21 protein-coding genes are annotated in these 17,519 nt (G+C 64.5%); 8 read left to right on the top strand and 13 right to left on the bottom strand.

The annotated features are described in order from the left end of the window. Positions 1–208 precede the first annotated feature (208 nt). Positions 209–628: a lysozyme inhibitor LprI family protein gene (locus tag AB4Z43_RS25390; RefSeq protein WP_027047485.1), complete on the top strand. Its 420-nt coding sequence runs from the start codon at positions 209–211 to the stop codon at positions 626–628. An 11-nt stretch (positions 629–639) separates the two neighbouring features. Here AB4Z43_RS25390 and AB4Z43_RS25395 read toward each other — a convergent pair whose 3' ends face one another. From AB4Z43_RS25395 to AB4Z43_RS25445, 11 genes are all read right to left on the bottom strand, one after another. Continuing rightward, the gene (locus AB4Z43_RS25395; protein WP_441939387.1) at positions 640–1,716 is read right to left on the bottom strand and encodes a 5-(carboxyamino)imidazole ribonucleotide synthase; all 1,077 of its coding nucleotides are present in this window, start codon (positions 1,714–1,716) and stop codon (positions 640–642) included. Continuing rightward, a complete protein-coding gene (gene purE / locus AB4Z43_RS25400) occupies positions 1,713–2,210 on the bottom strand; it encodes a 5-(carboxyamino)imidazole ribonucleotide mutase (protein WP_010911966.1) in 498 nt (165 codons plus the stop codon). The genes AB4Z43_RS25395 and purE overlap by 4 nt, the downstream gene beginning before the upstream one ends. A gap of 98 nt (positions 2,211–2,308) precedes the next feature. Then, positions 2,309–3,214: an anti-sigma factor family protein gene (locus AB4Z43_RS25405; RefSeq protein ID WP_441939389.1), complete on the bottom strand. Its 906-nt coding sequence runs from the start codon at positions 3,212–3,214 to the stop codon at positions 2,309–2,311. Beyond that, on the bottom strand, positions 3,211–3,750 hold the full coding sequence (locus tag AB4Z43_RS25410; protein ID WP_441939391.1) for a sigma-70 family RNA polymerase sigma factor: 540 nt from the start codon (positions 3,748–3,750) through the stop codon (positions 3,211–3,213). Before AB4Z43_RS25410 ends, AB4Z43_RS25405 begins: the two co-directional genes overlap by 4 nt. A 37-nt stretch (positions 3,751–3,787) precedes the next feature. Further along, positions 3,788–3,985 carry a hypothetical protein gene (locus tag AB4Z43_RS25415; RefSeq protein ID WP_019861671.1) on the bottom strand — a complete coding sequence of 66 codons (198 nt, stop codon included), beginning with the start codon at positions 3,983–3,985 and terminating at the stop codon, positions 3,788–3,790. A 132-nt stretch (positions 3,986–4,117) separates the two neighbouring features. After that, a complete protein-coding gene (locus AB4Z43_RS25420; protein ID WP_441939393.1) occupies positions 4,118–5,323 on the bottom strand; it encodes an aminotransferase class V-fold PLP-dependent enzyme in 1,206 nt (401 codons plus the stop codon). 25 nt (positions 5,324–5,348) lie between these two features. Beyond that, positions 5,349–5,810, bottom strand: coding sequence for a RidA family protein (locus AB4Z43_RS25425; RefSeq protein ID WP_010911960.1), 462 nt, complete (start codon positions 5,808–5,810; stop codon positions 5,349–5,351). Between the two features lie 38 nt (positions 5,811–5,848). Continuing rightward, positions 5,849–6,643: an amino acid ABC transporter ATP-binding protein gene (locus tag AB4Z43_RS25430; protein WP_019861669.1), complete on the bottom strand. Its 795-nt coding sequence runs from the start codon at positions 6,641–6,643 to the stop codon at positions 5,849–5,851. A 4-nt stretch (positions 6,644–6,647) separates the two neighbouring features. Then, complete coding sequence (locus AB4Z43_RS25435; RefSeq protein ID WP_019861668.1) at positions 6,648–7,298, bottom strand: amino acid ABC transporter permease; 651 nt, start codon at positions 7,296–7,298, stop codon at positions 6,648–6,650. Position 7,299: 1 nt separating this feature from the next. Further along, positions 7,300–7,965, bottom strand: a complete 666-nt coding sequence (locus AB4Z43_RS25440) for an amino acid ABC transporter permease (protein WP_441939397.1) — start codon at positions 7,963–7,965, stop codon at positions 7,300–7,302. Positions 7,966–8,038: 73 nt separating this feature from the next. After that, positions 8,039–8,869: a transporter substrate-binding domain-containing protein gene (locus tag AB4Z43_RS25445; protein WP_019861667.1), complete on the bottom strand. Its 831-nt coding sequence runs from the start codon at positions 8,867–8,869 to the stop codon at positions 8,039–8,041. 170 nt (positions 8,870–9,039) lie between these two features. Here AB4Z43_RS25445 and AB4Z43_RS25450 point away from each other — a divergent pair, with 170 nt between their 5' ends. After that, entirely contained in the window at positions 9,040–9,828 is a 789-nt protein-coding gene (locus tag AB4Z43_RS25450; protein WP_019861666.1) for an IclR family transcriptional regulator, read from the top strand. A gap of 9 nt (positions 9,829–9,837) precedes the next feature. Here the strand turns inward: AB4Z43_RS25450 and AB4Z43_RS25455 are convergent, their stop codons facing one another. Continuing rightward, a complete protein-coding gene (locus tag AB4Z43_RS25455) occupies positions 9,838–10,041 on the bottom strand; it encodes a YdcH family protein (RefSeq protein ID WP_010911954.1) in 204 nt (67 codons plus the stop codon). A 239-nt stretch (positions 10,042–10,280) separates the two neighbouring features. Between AB4Z43_RS25455 and AB4Z43_RS25460 the strand changes: the two genes are divergently transcribed. From AB4Z43_RS25460 to AB4Z43_RS25485, 6 genes are all read left to right on the top strand, one after another. Continuing rightward, on the top strand, positions 10,281–10,460 hold the full coding sequence (locus tag AB4Z43_RS25460; protein ID WP_010911953.1) for a YdcH family protein: 180 nt from the start codon (positions 10,281–10,283) through the stop codon (positions 10,458–10,460). Positions 10,461–10,779: 319 nt separating this feature from the next. Then, positions 10,780–12,033 carry a flavodoxin-dependent (E)-4-hydroxy-3-methylbut-2-enyl-diphosphate synthase gene (gene ispG, locus AB4Z43_RS25465; protein WP_441939399.1) on the top strand — a complete coding sequence of 418 codons (1,254 nt, stop codon included), beginning with the start codon at positions 10,780–10,782 and terminating at the stop codon, positions 12,031–12,033. Positions 12,034–12,038: 5 nt separating this feature from the next. Beyond that, complete coding sequence (locus tag AB4Z43_RS25470; RefSeq protein WP_441939401.1) at positions 12,039–12,893, top strand: transglycosylase SLT domain-containing protein; 855 nt, start codon at positions 12,039–12,041, stop codon at positions 12,891–12,893. A 25-nt stretch (positions 12,894–12,918) separates the two neighbouring features. After that, positions 12,919–13,470, top strand: a complete 552-nt coding sequence (locus tag AB4Z43_RS25475) for a phosphotransferase-like protein (protein ID WP_441939402.1) — start codon at positions 12,919–12,921, stop codon at positions 13,468–13,470. A 55-nt stretch (positions 13,471–13,525) separates the two neighbouring features. After that, the gene (locus tag AB4Z43_RS25480) at positions 13,526–14,278 is read left to right on the top strand and encodes a Stf0 family sulfotransferase (RefSeq protein ID WP_441939404.1); all 753 of its coding nucleotides are present in this window, start codon (positions 13,526–13,528) and stop codon (positions 14,276–14,278) included. A gap of 88 nt (positions 14,279–14,366) precedes the next feature. Beyond that, positions 14,367–15,107, top strand: a complete 741-nt coding sequence (locus AB4Z43_RS25485; RefSeq protein ID WP_019861661.1) for a class I SAM-dependent methyltransferase — start codon at positions 14,367–14,369, stop codon at positions 15,105–15,107. A gap of 24 nt (positions 15,108–15,131) precedes the next feature. Here the strand turns inward: AB4Z43_RS25485 and AB4Z43_RS25490 are convergent, their stop codons facing one another. After that, complete coding sequence (locus AB4Z43_RS25490; protein ID WP_069090324.1) at positions 15,132–17,477, bottom strand: response regulator; 2,346 nt, start codon at positions 17,475–17,477, stop codon at positions 15,132–15,134. Positions 17,478–17,519 lie beyond the last annotated feature (42 nt).

Below are 17,519 nucleotides of genomic sequence, written 5' to 3' on the forward strand. Positions count from 1 at the left end.
CGGTTCCGGGTCGAAATTTTAAGGCGCGCCAGAAGACGCGCCTTTTCAACGGTGGGTGGCTCATAAACGAGGAGCCTTGCCCATGTCAACCGCAAGCATGCTCCACACCTCCATATCATCAAATATCCGCCATATCAGCCGCTCGGCATTGCACGGTTCCGGGCGGGCTGGGATGATGCGGTGTATTTCAAGTGATTTGGGGTCGATCATGCGCCGAATATTGCTGTCCGCCTGCCTTGTCGTCCTGGCGGGAACGTCGATCGTGCGCGCACAGGAATGCGACCGCTCCGACGACAGCCAGCAGATGATGAACATTTGCGCCGGCGAGGACTACCAGGCCGCCGACGCCAAGCTCAATGCGGCCTATCAGGACCTGATCAGCTCCGATGATGCCAACGGCAAGAGATTGCTGCAGGTGGCGCAACGCGCTTGGATCACCTTCCGCGACGCCGAGTGCGCGCATAGCACAGCCGCCAGCGTGGGCGGCTCCATCCACGCGATGGAGGTCTCGCAGTGCCTGACCAGGCTCACCAATGACCGCATCAACCAGCTTGCGGCCTCGGCCAATTGCAGCGAAGGCGATGCCAGCTGCGCCAGCCCCAACGAGGGCAGCGACGAGGTGCAATAGCTCGTTTTGAGCTAAGTACGGCGGCTGATGCGGGTGAAATGGCCCATCTTGCGGCCGGGCCGTGCTTCGGCCTTGCCATAGAGATGCAGCATCAGATCGGGCTCGGCGAGCAGGGTGGGCACGCGCAGCACGTCGTCGCCGATCAAATTTTCCATCACGCAGTCGGAGTGGCGCCCCGGGCTGCCCAGCGGCAGGCCGGCGACGGCGCGGATATGCTGCTCGAACTGCGAAACGATGCAGGCCGCCTCGGTCCAATGGCCTGAATTGTGGACGCGCGGCGCGATCTCGTTGGCCAGCAGCGAACCGTCGGAAAGCACGAAGAACTCGACGCCGATGACGCCGACATAATCGAGCGCCGACAGGATTTTTGCCGCGGCCGTTCGCGCCGCTTCAGCCGTTTCAAGTTTGACGCCGGCCGGCAGGGTCGAGGTGTGGAGAATGCCGTGGCTGTGGACATTCTCGGCCGGGTCGTAGGCAGCCACGGCGCCATCCAGGCCACGCGCTGCAATCACCGAGATCTCGCGCTCGAAGGGCACGAAGCTTTCCAGGATCAACGGCACATTGCCCATCGCCTCGCAGGTGCCGGCGAAGCCTCCCGTTTCCATGTTGCGGAAGACACGCTGGCCCTTGCCGTCATAGCCCATGCGCCGCGTCTTCAAGATGCCGCTGCCGCCGAATGTCCTCAGCGCCGCCGTCAGTTCCTCGTCGGTGTCGACCGGACGAAAATCGGCGGTGGCAATGCCGATGCCGTTGAGGAATGTCTTTTCACTCACCCGGTCCTGCGCCACGTCGAGCGCGCGCGCCGGCGGATAGACCGCCACCTTGGCGGCAAGCGCTTCGGCCGCGGCGACGGGAACATTCTCGAACTCGTAGGTGACGACGGCACTTGCCGCCGCCAGCTCGGCAAGGGCGGTCGGGTCGTCATAGGCTGCCGTGACCTGCCGGTTGGCGACCTGGGCGGCCGGACAATCCGGCTGCGGCTCCAGCACGATGGTGCGGTAACCGAGGCGGGCGGCGGCCATTGCCAGCATGCGGCCGAGCTGGCCGCCGCCGATGATGCCGATGGTCGATCCGGCGGGCAGGCTCACGGCGTGTCCGTCGGTTCGTCGGCGACCTTGGCGGTCTGCGAGGCGCGCCAGGCATCGAGACGCTGGGCAAGCTTGTCGTCGTTGAGCGCCAGCACGGCGGCTGCCAACAGGGCCGCATTGGCCGCGCCGGCCTTGCCGATGGCCAGTGTCCCGACAGGAATGCCGGCCGGCATCTGGACGATGGAGAGCAGCGAATCCTGGCCCGACAGCGCCTTGGATTCCACCGGGACGCCGAACACCGGCAGCGGCGTCATCGCCGCCGTCATGCCGGGCAGATGCGCGGCACCGCCGGCGCCGGCGATGATGACCTTGTAGCCGGCGGCCTTGGCGCCCTTGGCGAATTCATAGAGCCGGTCGGGCGTGCGATGCGCCGAGATGATCAGGCGCTTGTGCGGGACGCCGAGCGCCTCCAGCGTTTCGGCCGCCTGGCGCATCGTCGCCCAGTCGGACTGGCTGCCCATGATGATGGCGACGTCGGCGCGTTGATCGTTCAAGCTTGTTGCTCCCCGGCGACAAAGGCGCGCCTTAGCGGAATTCGCGCGGGGCCGCAAGGATATCAGGCCACCGGCAAGGCAGGTGGCTATAATCCAGCCTAAACCGCCGCTTTGCGGAAGCGGGCGACGAAGTCGTCGAGTTCGGGGCGTTCCATGTCGGAGATCGCCCAGTAAGAGAAGGCGCCGTCGCTCCAGTGCACCATCGAGAAGCCGCCGGACGAAAGGTCGTCCGGCTGGGTGGTCTTGCCGCCCTGCTGCGGTTCGGCGACCAGCGTGATCAGGTGCTCGCGGTGGCGGTAGACCAGGGCCGGCACCGGCCGGCCGGATATCACCTCGACCCGGCCGCCGATCAGCGCGTAGCCGTCCTGGGCAAGGTCGGGTGCCGGCGGCGAGACGCCAATGCGGGCGTCGAGCCAGGGCTTGACCGTATGGCGGTCGGACGAGACGATGTCGATCGGGCTCGCGGCAAGCAGGCTGCGGCGATGGCCGCTGGCGACCGCGGCGGCCAAGCCGTCATCGACGCCGCTCTGCATCACCCATTGTGTCGCCCCGCTGGCCAGCACCGCGCTGATCATGATCGACGCGGCTATGGCGCGCCAGTCGAACGAGCCGAAGCGGCGCGTTCTCGGCGATGGCCGCGCCTGGGAAGGACGTGTCCCGGCTTCCCGTCTCTGGCCGCCGCCAGGGCCTGCAATCAATCCCGGCAGCGTCGACGGCGTGCCCCGCTGCGGCTCCGCCTCGACCGGCGCCTGCCGTTCGGTGCCCGCCATGCCGATCGACGCGATGCGGGCGCGAAACGCGTCGCTGACATCGGGGCGCGGCAGGCGGCTGACAGCGCCTTGCAAGGCGACAATGCGGGCATGCTCGGCGGCAAGCCTGGGGTCGGCGGCGATGCGACGCTCAACGGCAAGAGCGGCTGCCGCATCAAGCTCGCCATCGACAAGGGCATGGATCATCAGTCTGATACCTTCGGGATCGTTGGGCAGCCCGTCGTCGTGCGTCATGACGCTCTCCCCAATTTAGACGCCAGCAGGCCACGGGCGCGGGCCAGCCTGGACATCACCGTGCCGATCGGCACGGCAAGCATGGCCGATATCTCGCGATAGCTCATGCCGTTGATATCACGCAGCACCAGCGTCTCGCGAAATGGCTGCGGCAGAGCCGCGATCGCCGCCTCCAGTGCCGCCGTATCGGCTTTGGCGATCAGGCTCGCCTCCGGGCCGTCCTCGTCGGGCATGCTGGTGCCGTGCGCCGCCGCCATGTCATCGAGGTCGCCTAGATCGCCGACGGCCATCATGGCACGCGGCCGGTTGCGCGCCATCCAGGTGTAGGAGGTGTTGCGCACGATGGTCAGCAGCCAGGCGCGGGCGTTGCCGCCAGCGTAGCCTGATATGCCGGCATGAGCCTTGATGCAGGCATCCTGCACCACATCCTCGGCATCGGCCGCATTGCCGGTCAGCCAGCGGGCCAGCGCCAGCGCATCGCCGAGATGCGGCAGCACCACTTCGTTGAAGCGTTCTGCCAGGGCCCTCTCGCTCAAAGCGGCACCATGATCCGATACTCCAGGCCGTGCCGCCTCAAGATGCGACGGCGACCTTGCCCTGCTCGCAGGGGCAAAGCCCCCGGAAGCAGGCAGAGCCGCCTGCCTTGCCGAAACTGAATTCATCTGCGTCACCGCTGTCAAGCGCCACAAAGGAGAGCCTGACGATCATCCTGCTTGCCAGCGCATCGCGACGGCTGCCGCCGTGTTCGCTGTCCTTGCAATGATGGGGCATGCCGGTCTCCTCAACGCCAGTGGTGGCGTATGCCGAGGAGACTTGTCGCGGCGCCGATTTATTCCCACAGCCCGCGATCCGGCTGTTCACAGTCGCGTGATCACTGATGGTTTGGGATGATTGGCTTGGTGCTCAATCCGGCCAGCGCAAGACGCCGGAAGAATCCTTGCGGGCGGCCTTCATCGCATCGGCGGGACGGTCCTTCGCGGTCAGCACGGCACGCAACCGCTCGGCGACGATCTCGGCCTCGCCGGGATGCAGATTGCAGGGGTCGAGGAAGAAATGGCCGCGCTCGACTTCGTGGTTGCGCACGATGATCGGCGGTGAGCCAGCCGCCAGCGCCGAGGCGAGGCCAGCGGCGCTGAAGCGGCTCTCCGGCGAGATGAATATCTGCAGCCGGTCAAGCGGGTTGGCAGTCGGGTCCGGGATGATCTTGGCAAAGATGCCCGGCAGTCCCTGCAAAGCGTCCTTCCAGAGGTTGAGCGCCGCCTCCTCGCGCCGGCGGATGCCGGCGTGATCGCGCTTCTCCCAGGCTTCGAGTGCCGCCATGGTGCCGGCGATGCTTTCCTTGCCGACCTTCATGGCCCGCGCCACACCGCGGTTCTGCAGATAGGCGGCCCGCACCAGATCCTTGCGGCCGGTGACGATGCCGCTGGTCGGGCCTGAGAGGAATTTGTGGCCGCTGTAGATGACGACGTCGGCGCCGCGCGCGAGAAAACCGCGCAGATCATATTCGGACGCTGCATCGACGATCACCGGCACGCCCTTGGCGTGGCAGATCTCGCAGAATTCCTCCAGCGGCAGCATGCCGTACTGCACCGTGTGGTGGGCGACGACGTAGAGGCCGGCCGCCGTGCGCTCGTTTATCGCTTCGCGCACATGATAGTCCTGGGTGACGCTGACCGTGCCGGCGGGCACCACCCTGGCGCCGGCGACGCGGATCGACTGGTCGATCGGGGCGCCGTAATTGACGATGTGGCCGAGCTGGATGACGACCTCCGATTTGAGGTCGCCGGTGTCGTCAGGCAGGCGCTCGATGGCGAGCAGGCTGGTTCCCGTCATCGCGCCGGCGATCGCCATGCTGATGCCGCTGGCGCAGCAGGCGGTGATGAAGCCGGCCTCGCCGCCGGTGAGGCGCGCCACCACCGTGCTCGCGGCGCGCTGCAGATCGTCCATCTCCACCCATTGCGAGGCCATTTCCGCCATGGCGCTGATCGCCTCCGGAACGATGATCGATGCGCCGAGCGCGGTCATGGTGCCGGAGACATTGATGATCGGCCGCAAGCCCAGCCGTTCGCGGATGGTGGTGTTGGAGCCGGTGTCGGAATAGGTTTTCATGTGAGCGGATCCCGTGAGTGGCAGGTCAGGCGGCGATCTCGACGACCGCCTCGATTTCGACAGTGATGTTTCCAGGCAGCGAGCCGACGCCGATCGCCGAGCGGGCGTGACCGCCGATCTTGTCGAAGACATCGGCGAACAGGTCCGAACAGCCATTGACCACTTTCGGGTGGTCGCTGAAAGTTGGCGTCGCGTTGACGAAGCCGAGCAGCTTGACGACGCGCACGATGCGGCCGAGATCGCCGGCGGCGGCATGCATGACGGCCAGCAGATTGAGCCCGGTCAGGCGCGCGTGCTCATAGGCCTGCTCGACGGTGACGTCCTCGCCGACCTTGCCGGTGCAGAGCGTGCCGTCGGCGCGCAGCGGCCCCTGGCCCGACAGGAAGATCAATCGCCCGCTCTCGGCATGGGTGACGAAGTTGGCGATGGGCGTCGGCGGCTCGGGCAGCGTCAGGCCGAGTTCGGCGAGCCGGATGTAAGGCGTCATGGAAGCAGGCTCCTTGGGACGGCAACGGCCGTCCAATGTCAGAAATGCGAGGCGCGGAAGCGCGCCAGGAAGGTGCGGAGGCGCTCATTGCTGGTTTCCGCCGCCAGGATCTCCTTGGGCGGCCCGACGGCGCTGACGCCGCCATCGGCCATGAAGACGATGCGGCTCGAAGCGTCGCGGGCGAAGGCCATTTCATGCGTCACCATCAGCATGGTCATGCCGTCCTCGGCGAGGCTGCGCACCACGGCCAGCACCTCGCCGACCAGCTCAGGGTCGAGCGCCGAGGTGATCTCGTCGAGCAAAAGGATTTTCGGCTCCATCGCCACCGCGCGCGCGATGCCGACGCGCTGCTGCTGGCCGCCGGAGAGCTCGGCCGGCAGGCTGTCGGCCTTGTGGGCGAGGCCGACGCGGCCGAGCCAGTGTTCGGCGATCTGGCGCGCCTCGGCCTGGCTCTTTCCCCGCACCTTGGTCAGTCCAAGCATGATGTTGCCGGCGGCGGTGAGGTGCGGAAACAGGTTGAAGCTCTGGAACACCATGCCGGTCTCGGCGCGCATCGCGGCCAAGTCGCGTTCGCTGCGGCGCTGGCGCGTTCCGGCCTCGCGATAGCCGACCTCCTTGCCGTCGATGCGGATCGAGCCTGAGTCATAGCTTTCGAGAAAGTTTACACAGCGCAGCAGCGTGGTCTTGCCGCTGCCGGAAGGGCCGATGACGGTGACCACTTCGCCGCGCTTCACCTGAAGGCTGACGGAACGCAGCACCTCGACGGCGCCGAAGGCCTTGGAGACATCGCGCACGTCGAGCAGCGCGGGACTGGCGTTTGTGGCGTCGGACATCGTGCTATTCCCGAATGAAGGCAAAGCGCCGCTCGAGCCGCCGGCTGGCGAGCGAGAGCGCGTAGTTGACCGCGAAATAGATGAGCGCGCCGAGGATATAGAGCGGCATCGCCTCGTAGGTACGGCCGATGACCTGGTTGATGGCCTGCATTAGATCGGTGATGCCGAGCAGCGAGACCAGTGCGCTGCCCTTGACCGCGTCGGTGACGCCGTTGATCCAGGGCGGCAGGAAGCGCCTGAACGCCTGCGGGAAGATGACGGAGGTGAGCCGCTGGCGGAAGGTCAGCCCGATCGCCATCGCGGCCTCGGACTGGCCTTTCGGGATCGAGGCGACCGCGCCCCTGAGATATTCGATGACCTGCGCCGTCTTGAACAGGGTGAGTGCCAGCACGGCGGCCCAGAAGGACGGCAGATGCAGCCCGATCGCGGGCAGGCCGTAATAGACGAAGAACATCAGCACCAGGATCGGAATGCCGCGGATGGTGTCGGAGAAGATGCGCACCGCCCAGCGCAGCGGGGCGGGGCCATAGACCAGGCCGACGCCAAGCAGGACGCCGGCGACGAGCGACAGGGTGACAACCAGAAGCGACACCCAAAGGGTCACGGCGAAGCCCTTGGCGAGGAAGGGCAGGGCGTAGAGGATCTGGCTCGCCATGTCAGCGCGCCGCCCGGAACCGGCGCTCGACGAGCCTGAGCCCGAAAAGCAGGATGTAGCCGGTCAACAGATACATCGCCGTCGTCACCAGATAGACCTCGACGATGCGGAAGGTGTTGAAGTTGATCCACTGGGCGCCGAAGGTAAGTTCCGGTACCGAGATGACCGAGGCGATCGAGGTGTCCTTGAACAGCGAGATGAAGGTGTTGGACAGCGCCGGCAGCGTGATGCGCAGCATGGTCGGGAGGCGCACATGGATGAGCCTTTGCCAGGGCGTCAGGCCGATCGCCTTGCCGGCATCGAGCTGGCCGCGCGGGACGGCCTCGAGGCCCGAGCGAAACACCTCGACCAGATAGGCTCCGCTATAGGCAGACAGCGTCAGGACGAACGAGGTCGGCGCGCTGTAGGCCAGGTCGACCACGGTCGGCACACCGTAGAAGACGAGATAGACGAGCAGGATCAGCGGCACGTTGCGGATGAATTCGACATAGGCGGCGATGATCGCGCGCACGACGCGTCCGGCCGAGACGTACCAGACCGCGAGCACCAGGCCGATGACGGTGCCGATCGCAATCGAGATCATCGCAAGCTCGAGGCTGAGCAGCAGACCGCCCCACAGCTTGTCGAAATGCCGCCAGATCAGGTTGAAATTGAGGGCATAGCCCATGCGTCCGCCTCGGTGTGAGGGCCGTCGAGTGGATTGCGGAAGGGCTGGAATGCCGCCCTTCCGCGATCCGGGATCAGATGACCGGGAAGCCGGGGTGGCGTGCCGGCGGCTCCTGGCCGAAATAATCCTTGAAGGCGGCATCGTAGAGCGCCGATTCATGGCCGAACATGGCGATGGTGAAGGTCTGGTTGACGTAGGTCAGCCAGTCGAGATCGCCCTGCCGCAAGGCCGCGCCGTAGAGCATCGAATACCAGCTCTTGCCGGCGTCGAAGTATTTGTCCGGATTGCGCGAGGCGAGCCAACGCACGGTGGACAGATCGACAGCTGCCGCGTCGGCGCGCTTGGATTCCAGCGCCTGCAGCACGTTGGCCTGCGTGTCGATCTGCAGCACCTGTGCCTGCGGCAAGGCATAGTGGACGGAGCTTTCGGCATCGACATTCTGCAGGATGGAGATGCGCGTCGCCGAACCGCCGGCAAGCAGCTTGTCGAAGGTCTTGTTCTCGGCGGTGGGCAGCGTCAGCAAGGCGACGCCTTCGACGTAGTACGGTCGGCTGAAGTTGATCAGCTGCGAGCGCTGCGCCGTCATCGTCATGAACTGGATGGTGATGTCGACCTTGTTGGTGGTGACGTTGGGGATGCGCTGCGCCGGGTCCTGCATGACGAACTCGACCTTGGTCGGATCGTCGAACAGTCCTTTGGCCAGGATGCGCCCCATGGTGATGTCCATGCCGACCAGTTCGCCGGCATCGTTCTCGAAATGCCAGGGCGCGTTGGTGCTGCCGGTGCCGACGATAAGCTTGCCGCGGTCGAGCACGGTGCGCAGCAGGCTGTCGGATGCGGCCTGGGCGGCCGCCTTCTGCGCATCGACGGTTGCCAGCACGCCGGCTGTCGCCAGTCCCGCCATTCCCAATTTCAGAAAATCACGTCTTCCGGATGTGTCGTTCACGGCGACCTCCTTTCGTGTTGTGTTCCCCATGCACAGGCAAGACACACGTCGATGATTTCAAAGCGATTGTCTCTTACAAGAGACGCATGTATCCTGTACAAGACAGATACTAACACCAGGAATCGACAATGCAAGATGGCAATGCCTTGGCCGTTTCGGCCGACGAAAAGACGACCGCCTCCCGCGAGAAGGGCCTCAACCGGGTGCTTGAGATCCTGGACTTCCTGCACGCGACGCAGCGGGCGATCGGCATTGGCGACCTAGCCAAGGGGGTGAACGCACCGCGCTCGACGACCTACACGCTGGTGCGGTCGCTGGTCGACGCCGGCCTGCTGGAAATGGCGGGCGACGGCAACCGCGTCTATTTCGGCAAGAAGCTCTATCTCTATGGAATGGATTATGTGCGCGGCAACGACCTGCTGCGTCGCGGGCGCCAGGAGGTCGACCATCTGTCGCGCGAGACCGGCGAGACGTCGGAACTGTGCATGCTGCAGAGCGGCCGCTATACGATCGTCCACTCCAGCCCAGGCACCAGGCCATTCCGCATCAGCTCCGCCACCGGCCTGCAGATACCGCTGCCGTGGACCGCGTCTGGCCGGCTGCTTCTGGCGGGGCTGGAGCGGGCCGAGGTCGAAGCCATGGTGTCGGAAGACGATCTCGTGCTGCCCGACGGCCGCAAGCTGCGGCTCGACGATTTCATCGACGACATCGCCAAAGCTGGGGTGACCGGCTACTGCGTCACCTCGGGCCTGGTCGATGCCTATACGAAATGTCTTGCCGTGCCGGTCTTTTCAGCGCCGGGCAAGGTCGAGGCAACGATGTGCCTGGTGGTTCCCATCGACACCTCCGACGAGCGGACCGGCAGTCTCATCGGCCTGCTGCGCGATCGCGCGGCCAGGTTGTCGATCGGCGGATAGGGAAAGCGTTCAGGCGATGATGTCTGGAATGATCTTGTCTTCCAGCTTCATCAGCCGGTCCTTGAGCGCCAGCTTCTTCTTCTTCATGCGCTGGATTTGCAGCGGGTCGCAATTGGTGGCGATCATCGCGTTGATCGCCGCATCGAAATCGGCGTGTTCCTGCTTCAGCCGGGAAAATTCGAGGCGAATATCGGCCTGTTCCTGATCGGACATTCTCTACCGTCTGCACGTCTGCGGCGCCCAAAAACTGGGCCTGATTGGGCGGGGGTGGCAATTTCTGCCACCGGCGCGCAGGCCATATCACATTTCACCTTGTCGTGGAATGCTACCACGCAGCATTCGACATCGCAGTCGGAAGGTGGCAAAGTGTCATTGTGCCGTCACAGAACGACCTGCGGTGGACGCCCCGTGACGGCTGCAATCGAGGAAAACCATGAAAGGGAGAACCAATCATGTCTCTTGCATCCCATCTTGATGAGTTGCAGCGGAAACACGGCGACATCGAACGCGAAATCGATGACGCGATGAACCACCCGTCGGTGGACGACCTCGAAATCGTGAATCTAAAGCGACGCAAGCTGGCACTCAAGGATGCGATTGAGAAACTGAAAGCGCAACCGACCACGCATTGATGCCCGACTGACATAGCCGCCACTATGCGGTCTCCTTGCCGGCGGCAACCGCCGCCGGTGCTGTCGCTTTGATTTTCAACGCCAAGTCATAAGCCGCAGCTAGCATCCCTCCGATCCCCCTTTTTGCCCCTGGCCATAGCCGGGTCTTGTCCTGTTTCAGCTCGCCGGCTGGGATCAATTGCTGCCAGTGGCGACCTGTCGCCATTGACAAGCCATCTTTGCTCCTCCACCTCATGCCCGAACCTCAGCGCATCGGCCCCGGGGAGTGCTTGTGCGTCCGAGTGGACGCACGGGGCTTCAGAGACAAAAGGCTGCCGGCATGACCGGATATTTTTCCTTTCCCTTCCCCCGCCGCACGTCGGTCGGCGTCGATGTCGGCGGCGTGGCCGTCGGCGGCGGCGCGCCTGTCGTGGTGCAATCGATGACCAACACCGACACGGCCGACATCGATCAAACCGTCGCGCAGGTCGCGGCACTGCACCGCGCCGGCTCCGAGATCGTGCGCATCACCGTCGACCGTGACGAGAGCGCCGCCGCCGTGCCGCGCATTCACGAACGCTTGCTGCGCCTCGGGATCAATGTGCCGCTGGTCGGCGACTTCCACTATATCGGCCACAAATTGCTAGCCGACCATCCGGCTTGCGCCGAGGCACTGGCCAAATACCGCATCAATCCGGGCAATGTCGGCTTCAAGGACAAGAAGGACCGGCAGTTCACGGATATCGTCGAAATGGCGATCAAGCATGACAAGCCGGTGCGCATCGGCGTCAATTGGGGCTCGCTCGACCAGGAGCTTCTGACCCGGCTGATGGACGACAACCAGGACAAGGGTTTCCCGCTGACGGCGCAGGAAGTGATGCGCGAGGCGATCGTGCAGTCGGCTATCCTGTCGGCCGAGATGGCCGAAGAGATCGGCCTTGGCCGCGACAAGATCATCCTGTCGGCCAAGGTCAGCGGCGTGCAGGACCTGATTGCCGTCTACACCGAGCTTGCGACCCGCTCCGACCATGCGCTGCATCTCGGCCTCACCGAGGCCGGCATGGGTTCGAAAGGCATCGTCGCCTCGTCCGCCGCCATGGGCATCCTCTTGCAGCAAGGCATCGGCGACACCATCCGCATCTCGCTGACGCCGGAGCCGAACGGCGACCGCACACGCGAAGTGCAGGTGTCGCAGGAACTTTTGCAGACCATGGGGTTCCGCCAGTTCGTGCCGATCGTCGCGGCTTGCCCCGGCTGCGGCCGCACCACCTCCACCGTGTTCCAGGAGCTTGCGCAGAACATCCAGGCCGACCTGCGCAAGAACATGCCGGTGTGGCGCGAAAAATATCCCGGCGTCGAGAACCTCAAGGTCGCGGTGATGGGCTGCATCGTCAACGGCCCGGGCGAATCCAAGCATGCCGATATCGGCATTTCGCTGCCCGGCACCGGCGAGACGCCGACGGCGCCCGTCTTCGTCGACGGCAAGAAGGCGGCGACGCTGCGCGGACCGTCGATCGCGGCGGATTTCGAGAAAATGGTCGCCGACTACATCGAGCAGAGGTTTGGGCGCGGCGGCAAAGCCGCGGCGGAGTAGACGAAATGCAGCATTTCCTCAGGGTGACGCTGGTTCTGCTTTGCGCCCTGGGTTGCTCGACATCCGTTCAGGCCGATCCGCCGCAATCGGCCAAGCAGCGGCTGATCGACAAGGTCTGCAACCTGATCCAGGCCCATGCCGACCAGAACGGCCTGCCCCGGGATTTCTTTGCCCGGCTGATCTGGAAGGAAAGCCGTTTCGATCCCAATGCCGTCAGTCCCGTCGGCGCCGAAGGCATCGCCCAATTCATGCCGGGCACCGCCAAGATGCGGGGCCTCGAGAACTCCTTCGACATCAACCAGGCGATCCCGGCGTCGGCGAAATATCTCGCCGAAATGAAAACCAGCTACGGCAATCTTGGCCTGGCGGCGGCCGCCTACAATGCCGGCGAAAGCCGGGTGTCGCGCTGGCTGGGCTCGGGCGGCTTCCTGCCGATGGAGACCGAGAGCTATGTCTTCGACGTCATGGGCGAGCCGGTCGACAAGTTCACCGACCCCGCCTATGCCGGAAAAATCGAGCCGCTCGATGCCAAGACGGATTTTGCCGTCGCTTGCCGCAAACTGCCTGTCATCATGTCGCAGACCGTGGCGATGGCCTCGATCAACGTCAAACCATGGGGCGTCCAGGTGGCCGGCAATTTCCGCCGCAGTGCCGCTATCAGCCAGTGGCTCAGGGTCAGGAGCCGGTTTCCGGCGCTGCTTGCCGGCCATGATCCGGTGGTGAGCCGGGTGCGCACGCCGATCGGCCGGCGCGGCATCTATGCGGTCAGGATCGGGATCGACGATCGTGCCGCCGCCAATGTCATCTGCCAGAAATTGCAGAGCGTCGGCGGGGCGTGCGTGGTGGTGCGCAACCGGTAGGCTGGTCCGAGAGAGGCGTTTAACGATGACAGCCAGGATCGTTCTCCTCAATGGCGTCGGCAGTGCCGGCAAAAGCTCGATTGCCAGGGCGTTGCAGACAATAACCGCCGCGCCGTTCCTGCATGTCCAGATGGACAGTTTCCTCGAGATGCTGCCCGAGGCCTTGCAGAACCATGCCGATGGCTTCTCCTATGAAACCGTCCGACAGGACGGCAAACCCGCGGTCGTGATCAGGGCCGGGCCGGTGGGCGAAAAAACCCTGCGCGGCATGCGCCACGCCATTGCCGCCATGGCCGGGCAAGGCAACGACCTGATCGTCGACGATGTGCTGTGCAACGGCGAACTATCGGACTATGTCAAACTGCTGTCGGCCTTCGATCTCCATCTGGTCGGTGTGATGGCGCCGCTGCAGGTTCTGGAAGCCCGCGAGGCCCGGCGACCCGAGAGACTGCCGGGGCTGGCGCGCTGGCAATATCCCCACGTGCACGCGGGGATAAGTTACGACCTCGAAGTCGACACCAGCCTGCTTACACCGTTGGAGTGCGCCCGTCGCATCCAGCAGCGATTTCAATTATAGGCGGCGGTGAACTGGCCGGGGTTGCCTGCCTGCGATGAACGACGAGGGCAGCGGGATGTTCGACGCCTACATTATCTGCGGCACGCCGAGAACCGGCAGCACCTTGTTGTGCAAGCTCCTGGCATCCACCAGGACATCGGGCGATCCGCACTCCTTCTATCGGCGGCAGGACCTGCCGGAATGGGCCGAGGAGTGGAAACTGCCAGCCCGCGACACGATGGGCGAGCTTGAATTCGACGTTGCCTATCTCGATGCGGCAATCACCGCCGGCAAGGGCGGGACAGGCATCTTCGGCCTGCGCCTGATGCGCGAAAACCTGGATGAGCTTTCGGCGATCCTCGACCGGATTTTCCCAGGGCTGGCGTCGGACGCGGCGCGTTTCGGAAGAGCTTTTGGCCGCATTCTCTACATACATCTGTCGCGTGAGAACAAGCTTGCGCAGGCGATCTCGCTGATCAAGGCACAGCAGACCGGTCTTTGGCACATTGCGCCCGACGGCACCGAGATCGAAAGGGTCGCACCGGCGCAAGAACCCCACTATGATTTCGAGCGGATCAAAGGGGAACTCGCCAAACTCGAAGCCTATGACACGGCGTGGAACATCTGGTTCGCGGCGCAAGGCATAACGCCGCTGCGCATCGGCTACGATCGTCTCTCCGCCGATCCGGCGGCGACCTTGCTGGCCATCTGCGAGGCCCTCGGCGTTCAACCGCCGAATGCCAGGAACATCCGGCCGGGCGTCGCAAAGCTCGCCGACGAGACAAGCCTCGACTGGATGCGCCGCTATCGTCAGGACGCGGCCGGCTGAGTATGGGGCCCGAGCAAGGCCGCAGCCTCGACGGCGGCGTGGATTGCGCCTGTCGCGCATGACAAGCATTTGGGCTATAGGCCGCGGCATGACCGATCCGATCTACAATGATCCCGACTTCGTTCAGTTCTACGACATCGAGAATCAGGATGGCCGCGCCGATTTCGACTATTGCGTCGGTCTTGCCCGGGATGGCGGCTCGGTTCTCGATCTTGGTTGCGGCACGGGTCAACTGGCCGCCGAGATGGCCCAAGGGCGCAACGTCACCGGTGTCGATCCCGCATCGGCCATGCTCGATATCGCGCGACGCAGGACCGGCGGTGACAAGGTCGACTGGGTTGTCGCCGACGCGCGAACGGTGCGGCTCGGGAGACGGTTCGATCTGGTGCTGCTCACCGGTCACGTTTTCCAGGTTTTCCTGACCGACGAGGATCAGCGGGCGGTGCTGCGTACCATCGCCGAACATCTCGGTCCCGGTGGGCGCTTCGTCTTCGACACGCGAAATCCCGCCGTGGAGGCGTGGCTGGAATGGACGCCGCGGCGCTCCGAAAGGATGGTGGAGCATCCTAGCCTTGGCACGGTCAGGGCTTGGTATGATGCCGACTGGGATGCCGCCAGTGCCGTGGTCACCTATTCGACCTTCTATGAAATTCCGGGCGGCAGGCCGATTCTGGGCGCGGAATCGAAAATAGCGTTTCCGAAGAGGGAAGATCTTGCCGGGATGCTGGATGACGCCGGCCTGCTGGTGGAGCAATGGCTCGGCGACTGGCAAGGCGAACCCTATGCGGACACCTCGCCGGAAATCATCCCGATCGGTCGGCTGCGCTGATCAGGCAGCCTGGCCGGATGTATCTCACGCCGTCTTGGCCACCACCGTCTCGCTGAGCCAGGTGCCGATTTTCGTCCCCAGGCGATCGGGCGAAACCGGCTTCGGCAGATAGTCGTCCATGCCGGCATCGATGCACTTGTCGCGATCGCCCTTCAGCGCGTGCGCGGTGACGCCGATGATCGGGATGTGGCCGCCCGACGAGGTCTCGATCGCCCGGATGGCGCGGGTTGCCTCGTAGCCGTTCATCTCGGGCATCGAGACATCCATCAGGATCAGTTTCGGATGCAGCGACCGGTACATCTCGACCGCTGTACGGCCGTTGCCGGCGATGCGGTAACTCAGACCGAGCCCGTTGAGGATCTGGCCGAACACCAGCTGGTTCACCTCATTGTCCTCGGCGATGAGGATGTCGATCGGGCCGTTCGGCGTGGCGGTCGATTCCGGCGCTGCCATGACCGGCATGGCCGGGCCACGGATGACGGTGAAGGCAGGAGGAGCCGCCTGCGGGACCGGCTTCGGCTGGACCGGTTCGCGGATGAACTGCGCCTTGCCGACCTGCGAGCGGGCCTTCTGGATGACCGAGATGACCGTGCCGAGCAGGACCGCCGAGCGCGCCGGCTTGGTCAGATGCGCCGATATGCCGAAGTCGATGATCATTTTGCCGAAATCGACCTGATCGACCGAGGTCAGGATGACGATCGGAATGGCTGACAGCCGGCTGTCGGCGGCGATGGCCCGGGCGACATCGGCGCCATTCATGCCGGGCATTTGGTAATCGAGGATGATGCAGTCGACGCTGGCGCCGAGCTGGCAGGCCCGATCGAGGAAGGCCAGCCCCACCGCGCCGCTTTCGGCGGCAGCGCAGTCGAAGCTCCAACTTTTGAGCTGCTCGAGCAGGATTTCGCGGTTGACCGGATTGTCGTCGATGACCAGCACGCGCGCGCCGGTGACGTCGACCGGCACGATCGCATCACGCGCCTCGGCATGATGCACGGGAAGCGGCACCGCGAACCAGAAGACGGAGCCGCGCCCGATCTCGCTCTCGACGCCGATCTTGCCGGCCATCAGGTCGACGAGGCGGGCGGCGATGGCAAGGCCAAGGCCGGTGCCTTCGTGACGCCGGGTCGACGAGCCGTCGACCTGCGCGAATTTCTCGAACACGTTCTGCAGTTTCTCGGCCGGGATGCCGATGCCGGTGTCCTCGACGCGCAGCCTGAGCTGGACGACATCGTTGATGGTTTCGCCGCCGACATCGATCAGCACGTGGCCCTTCTCGGTGAACTTCACCGCATTGCCGACCAGATTGGTGACGATCTGCCGGAAGCGGCCGGCGTCGCCGACGACATGGGCCGGCAGGCGCGGATCGACGCGCACGATCAGTTCGAGGTTCTTCTCGGCGACGCGTGCCGAGACCAGTGTCGCTACGTCCTCGACCGCTTCGGTGAGACGGAAAGGGGCAGGGTCCAGGGTGAGCTGTCCGGCGTTGATCTTGGAGAAATCGAGGATGTCGTTGATGATGGTGAGCAGCGCATTGCCGGATTTGACGATGACGTCGGTGAAGGTCTTCTGGCGCGGGGTCAGTTCGGTCTTGGCCAGCAGTTCGGCCATGCCGAGCACGCCGTTCATCGGCGTGCGGATCTCGTGGCTCATATTGGCAAGGAATTCCGACTTGGCGCGATCGGCGGCCTCGGCCTTGAACAGGGATTCAGCCGACTGGGCAAAGGCGCGGCGGATCGCCTGCTCCATCGGCCGGAAGATCCAGAAGGCGACGATGGCCAGGACGCCGAACAACAGGCCGCTCGCCCACAACAGCAACCGGTCGCTGGACGCGTCGGCCAGATGGCGCTCTTCATCCATCGCGGTGCGGACGCGGACCAGCATCGGCTGAACGAACAGGTCGTTCTGATTGCGGATTTCCCGATAGCTCCATTCATCGGCCTTCTGCGCCACCGACATGAGATTGAAGTTGCGCACCATGTCATGCGCCGACCAGAACAAATCGCCGTTGACCGACGCGGTTTCGAGTTCGTTGAGGGTCTTGGCCGACAGGCGCGAGCGCAGCGCGGCGAACTGGGCGGTCAGCGTGTCGATCTCACCGGTCAGGCGTTCGGAATGGTCGCGGGCCGAAGCGGTCAGCGCATCGCGCGTTTCGTTGCGCCAGGCGGAACCGGTGGTCTCGGCGAAGCTGGTGGCGTTGCGCAGGTCGCGGGTGAAGACGACGAGGTTGCTGCTCAGTGCGTCAACCTCATGACGGAAGGAATTGACACGGTTGAGCGCAACCATGATGGCCGCGGAAGCCAGTGCGAAAATCAGCAATCCTGAAAGATAGCGAATCCGGACAAACCGGATGAAGGAAGAATATTCCGGCATGCGCAACCCCAACACATACGCATTATTTTAACGACCGGGATT

This window comes from Mesorhizobium sp. 2RAF45 (assembly GCF_052115225.1).
Taxonomy (GTDB): Bacteria; Pseudomonadota; Alphaproteobacteria; order Rhizobiales; family Rhizobiaceae; genus Mesorhizobium; species Mesorhizobium jarvisii.

Bases quoted from the DNA above. Each gene is read 5' to 3' on its own strand.
- AB4Z43_RS25480 (WP_441939404.1), top strand. From the start codon at position 13,526: ATGTTCGACGCCTACATTATCTGCGGCACGCCGAGAACCGGCAGCACC.
- AB4Z43_RS25485 (WP_019861661.1), top strand. From the start codon at position 14,367: ATGACCGATCCGATCTACAATGATCCCGACTTCGTTCAGTTCTACGAC.
- AB4Z43_RS25390 (WP_027047485.1), top strand. From the start codon at position 209: ATGCGCCGAATATTGCTGTCCGCCTGCCTTGTCGTCCTGGCGGGAACG.
- AB4Z43_RS25475 (WP_441939402.1), top strand. From the start codon at position 12,919: ATGACAGCCAGGATCGTTCTCCTCAATGGCGTCGGCAGTGCCGGCAAA.
- AB4Z43_RS25415 (WP_019861671.1), bottom strand. From the start codon at position 3,985: ATGCCCCATCATTGCAAGGACAGCGAACACGGCGGCAGCCGTCGCGAT.
- AB4Z43_RS25490 (WP_069090324.1), bottom strand. From the start codon at position 17,477: ATGCCGGAATATTCTTCCTTCATCCGGTTTGTCCGGATTCGCTATCTT.
- AB4Z43_RS25420 (WP_441939393.1), bottom strand. From the start codon at position 5,323: ATGAAAACCTATTCCGACACCGGCTCCAACACCACCATCCGCGAACGG.
- AB4Z43_RS25470 (WP_441939401.1), top strand. From the start codon at position 12,039: ATGCAGCATTTCCTCAGGGTGACGCTGGTTCTGCTTTGCGCCCTGGGT.
- AB4Z43_RS25430 (WP_019861669.1), bottom strand. From the start codon at position 6,643: ATGTCCGACGCCACAAACGCCAGTCCCGCGCTGCTCGACGTGCGCGAT.
- AB4Z43_RS25435 (WP_019861668.1), bottom strand. From the start codon at position 7,298: ATGGCGAGCCAGATCCTCTACGCCCTGCCCTTCCTCGCCAAGGGCTTC.
- AB4Z43_RS25405 (WP_441939389.1), bottom strand. From the start codon at position 3,214: ATGACGCACGACGACGGGCTGCCCAACGATCCCGAAGGTATCAGACTG.
- ispG (WP_441939399.1), top strand. From the start codon at position 10,780: ATGACCGGATATTTTTCCTTTCCCTTCCCCCGCCGCACGTCGGTCGGC.
- AB4Z43_RS25460 (WP_010911953.1), top strand. From the start codon at position 10,281: ATGTCTCTTGCATCCCATCTTGATGAGTTGCAGCGGAAACACGGCGAC.
- AB4Z43_RS25455 (WP_010911954.1), bottom strand. From the start codon at position 10,041: ATGTCCGATCAGGAACAGGCCGATATTCGCCTCGAATTTTCCCGGCTG.
- AB4Z43_RS25440 (WP_441939397.1), bottom strand. From the start codon at position 7,965: ATGGGCTATGCCCTCAATTTCAACCTGATCTGGCGGCATTTCGACAAG.
- AB4Z43_RS25425 (WP_010911960.1), bottom strand. From the start codon at position 5,810: ATGACGCCTTACATCCGGCTCGCCGAACTCGGCCTGACGCTGCCCGAG.
- AB4Z43_RS25445 (WP_019861667.1), bottom strand. From the start codon at position 8,869: ATGGCGGGACTGGCGACAGCCGGCGTGCTGGCAACCGTCGATGCGCAG.
- AB4Z43_RS25450 (WP_019861666.1), top strand. From the start codon at position 9,040: ATGCAAGATGGCAATGCCTTGGCCGTTTCGGCCGACGAAAAGACGACC.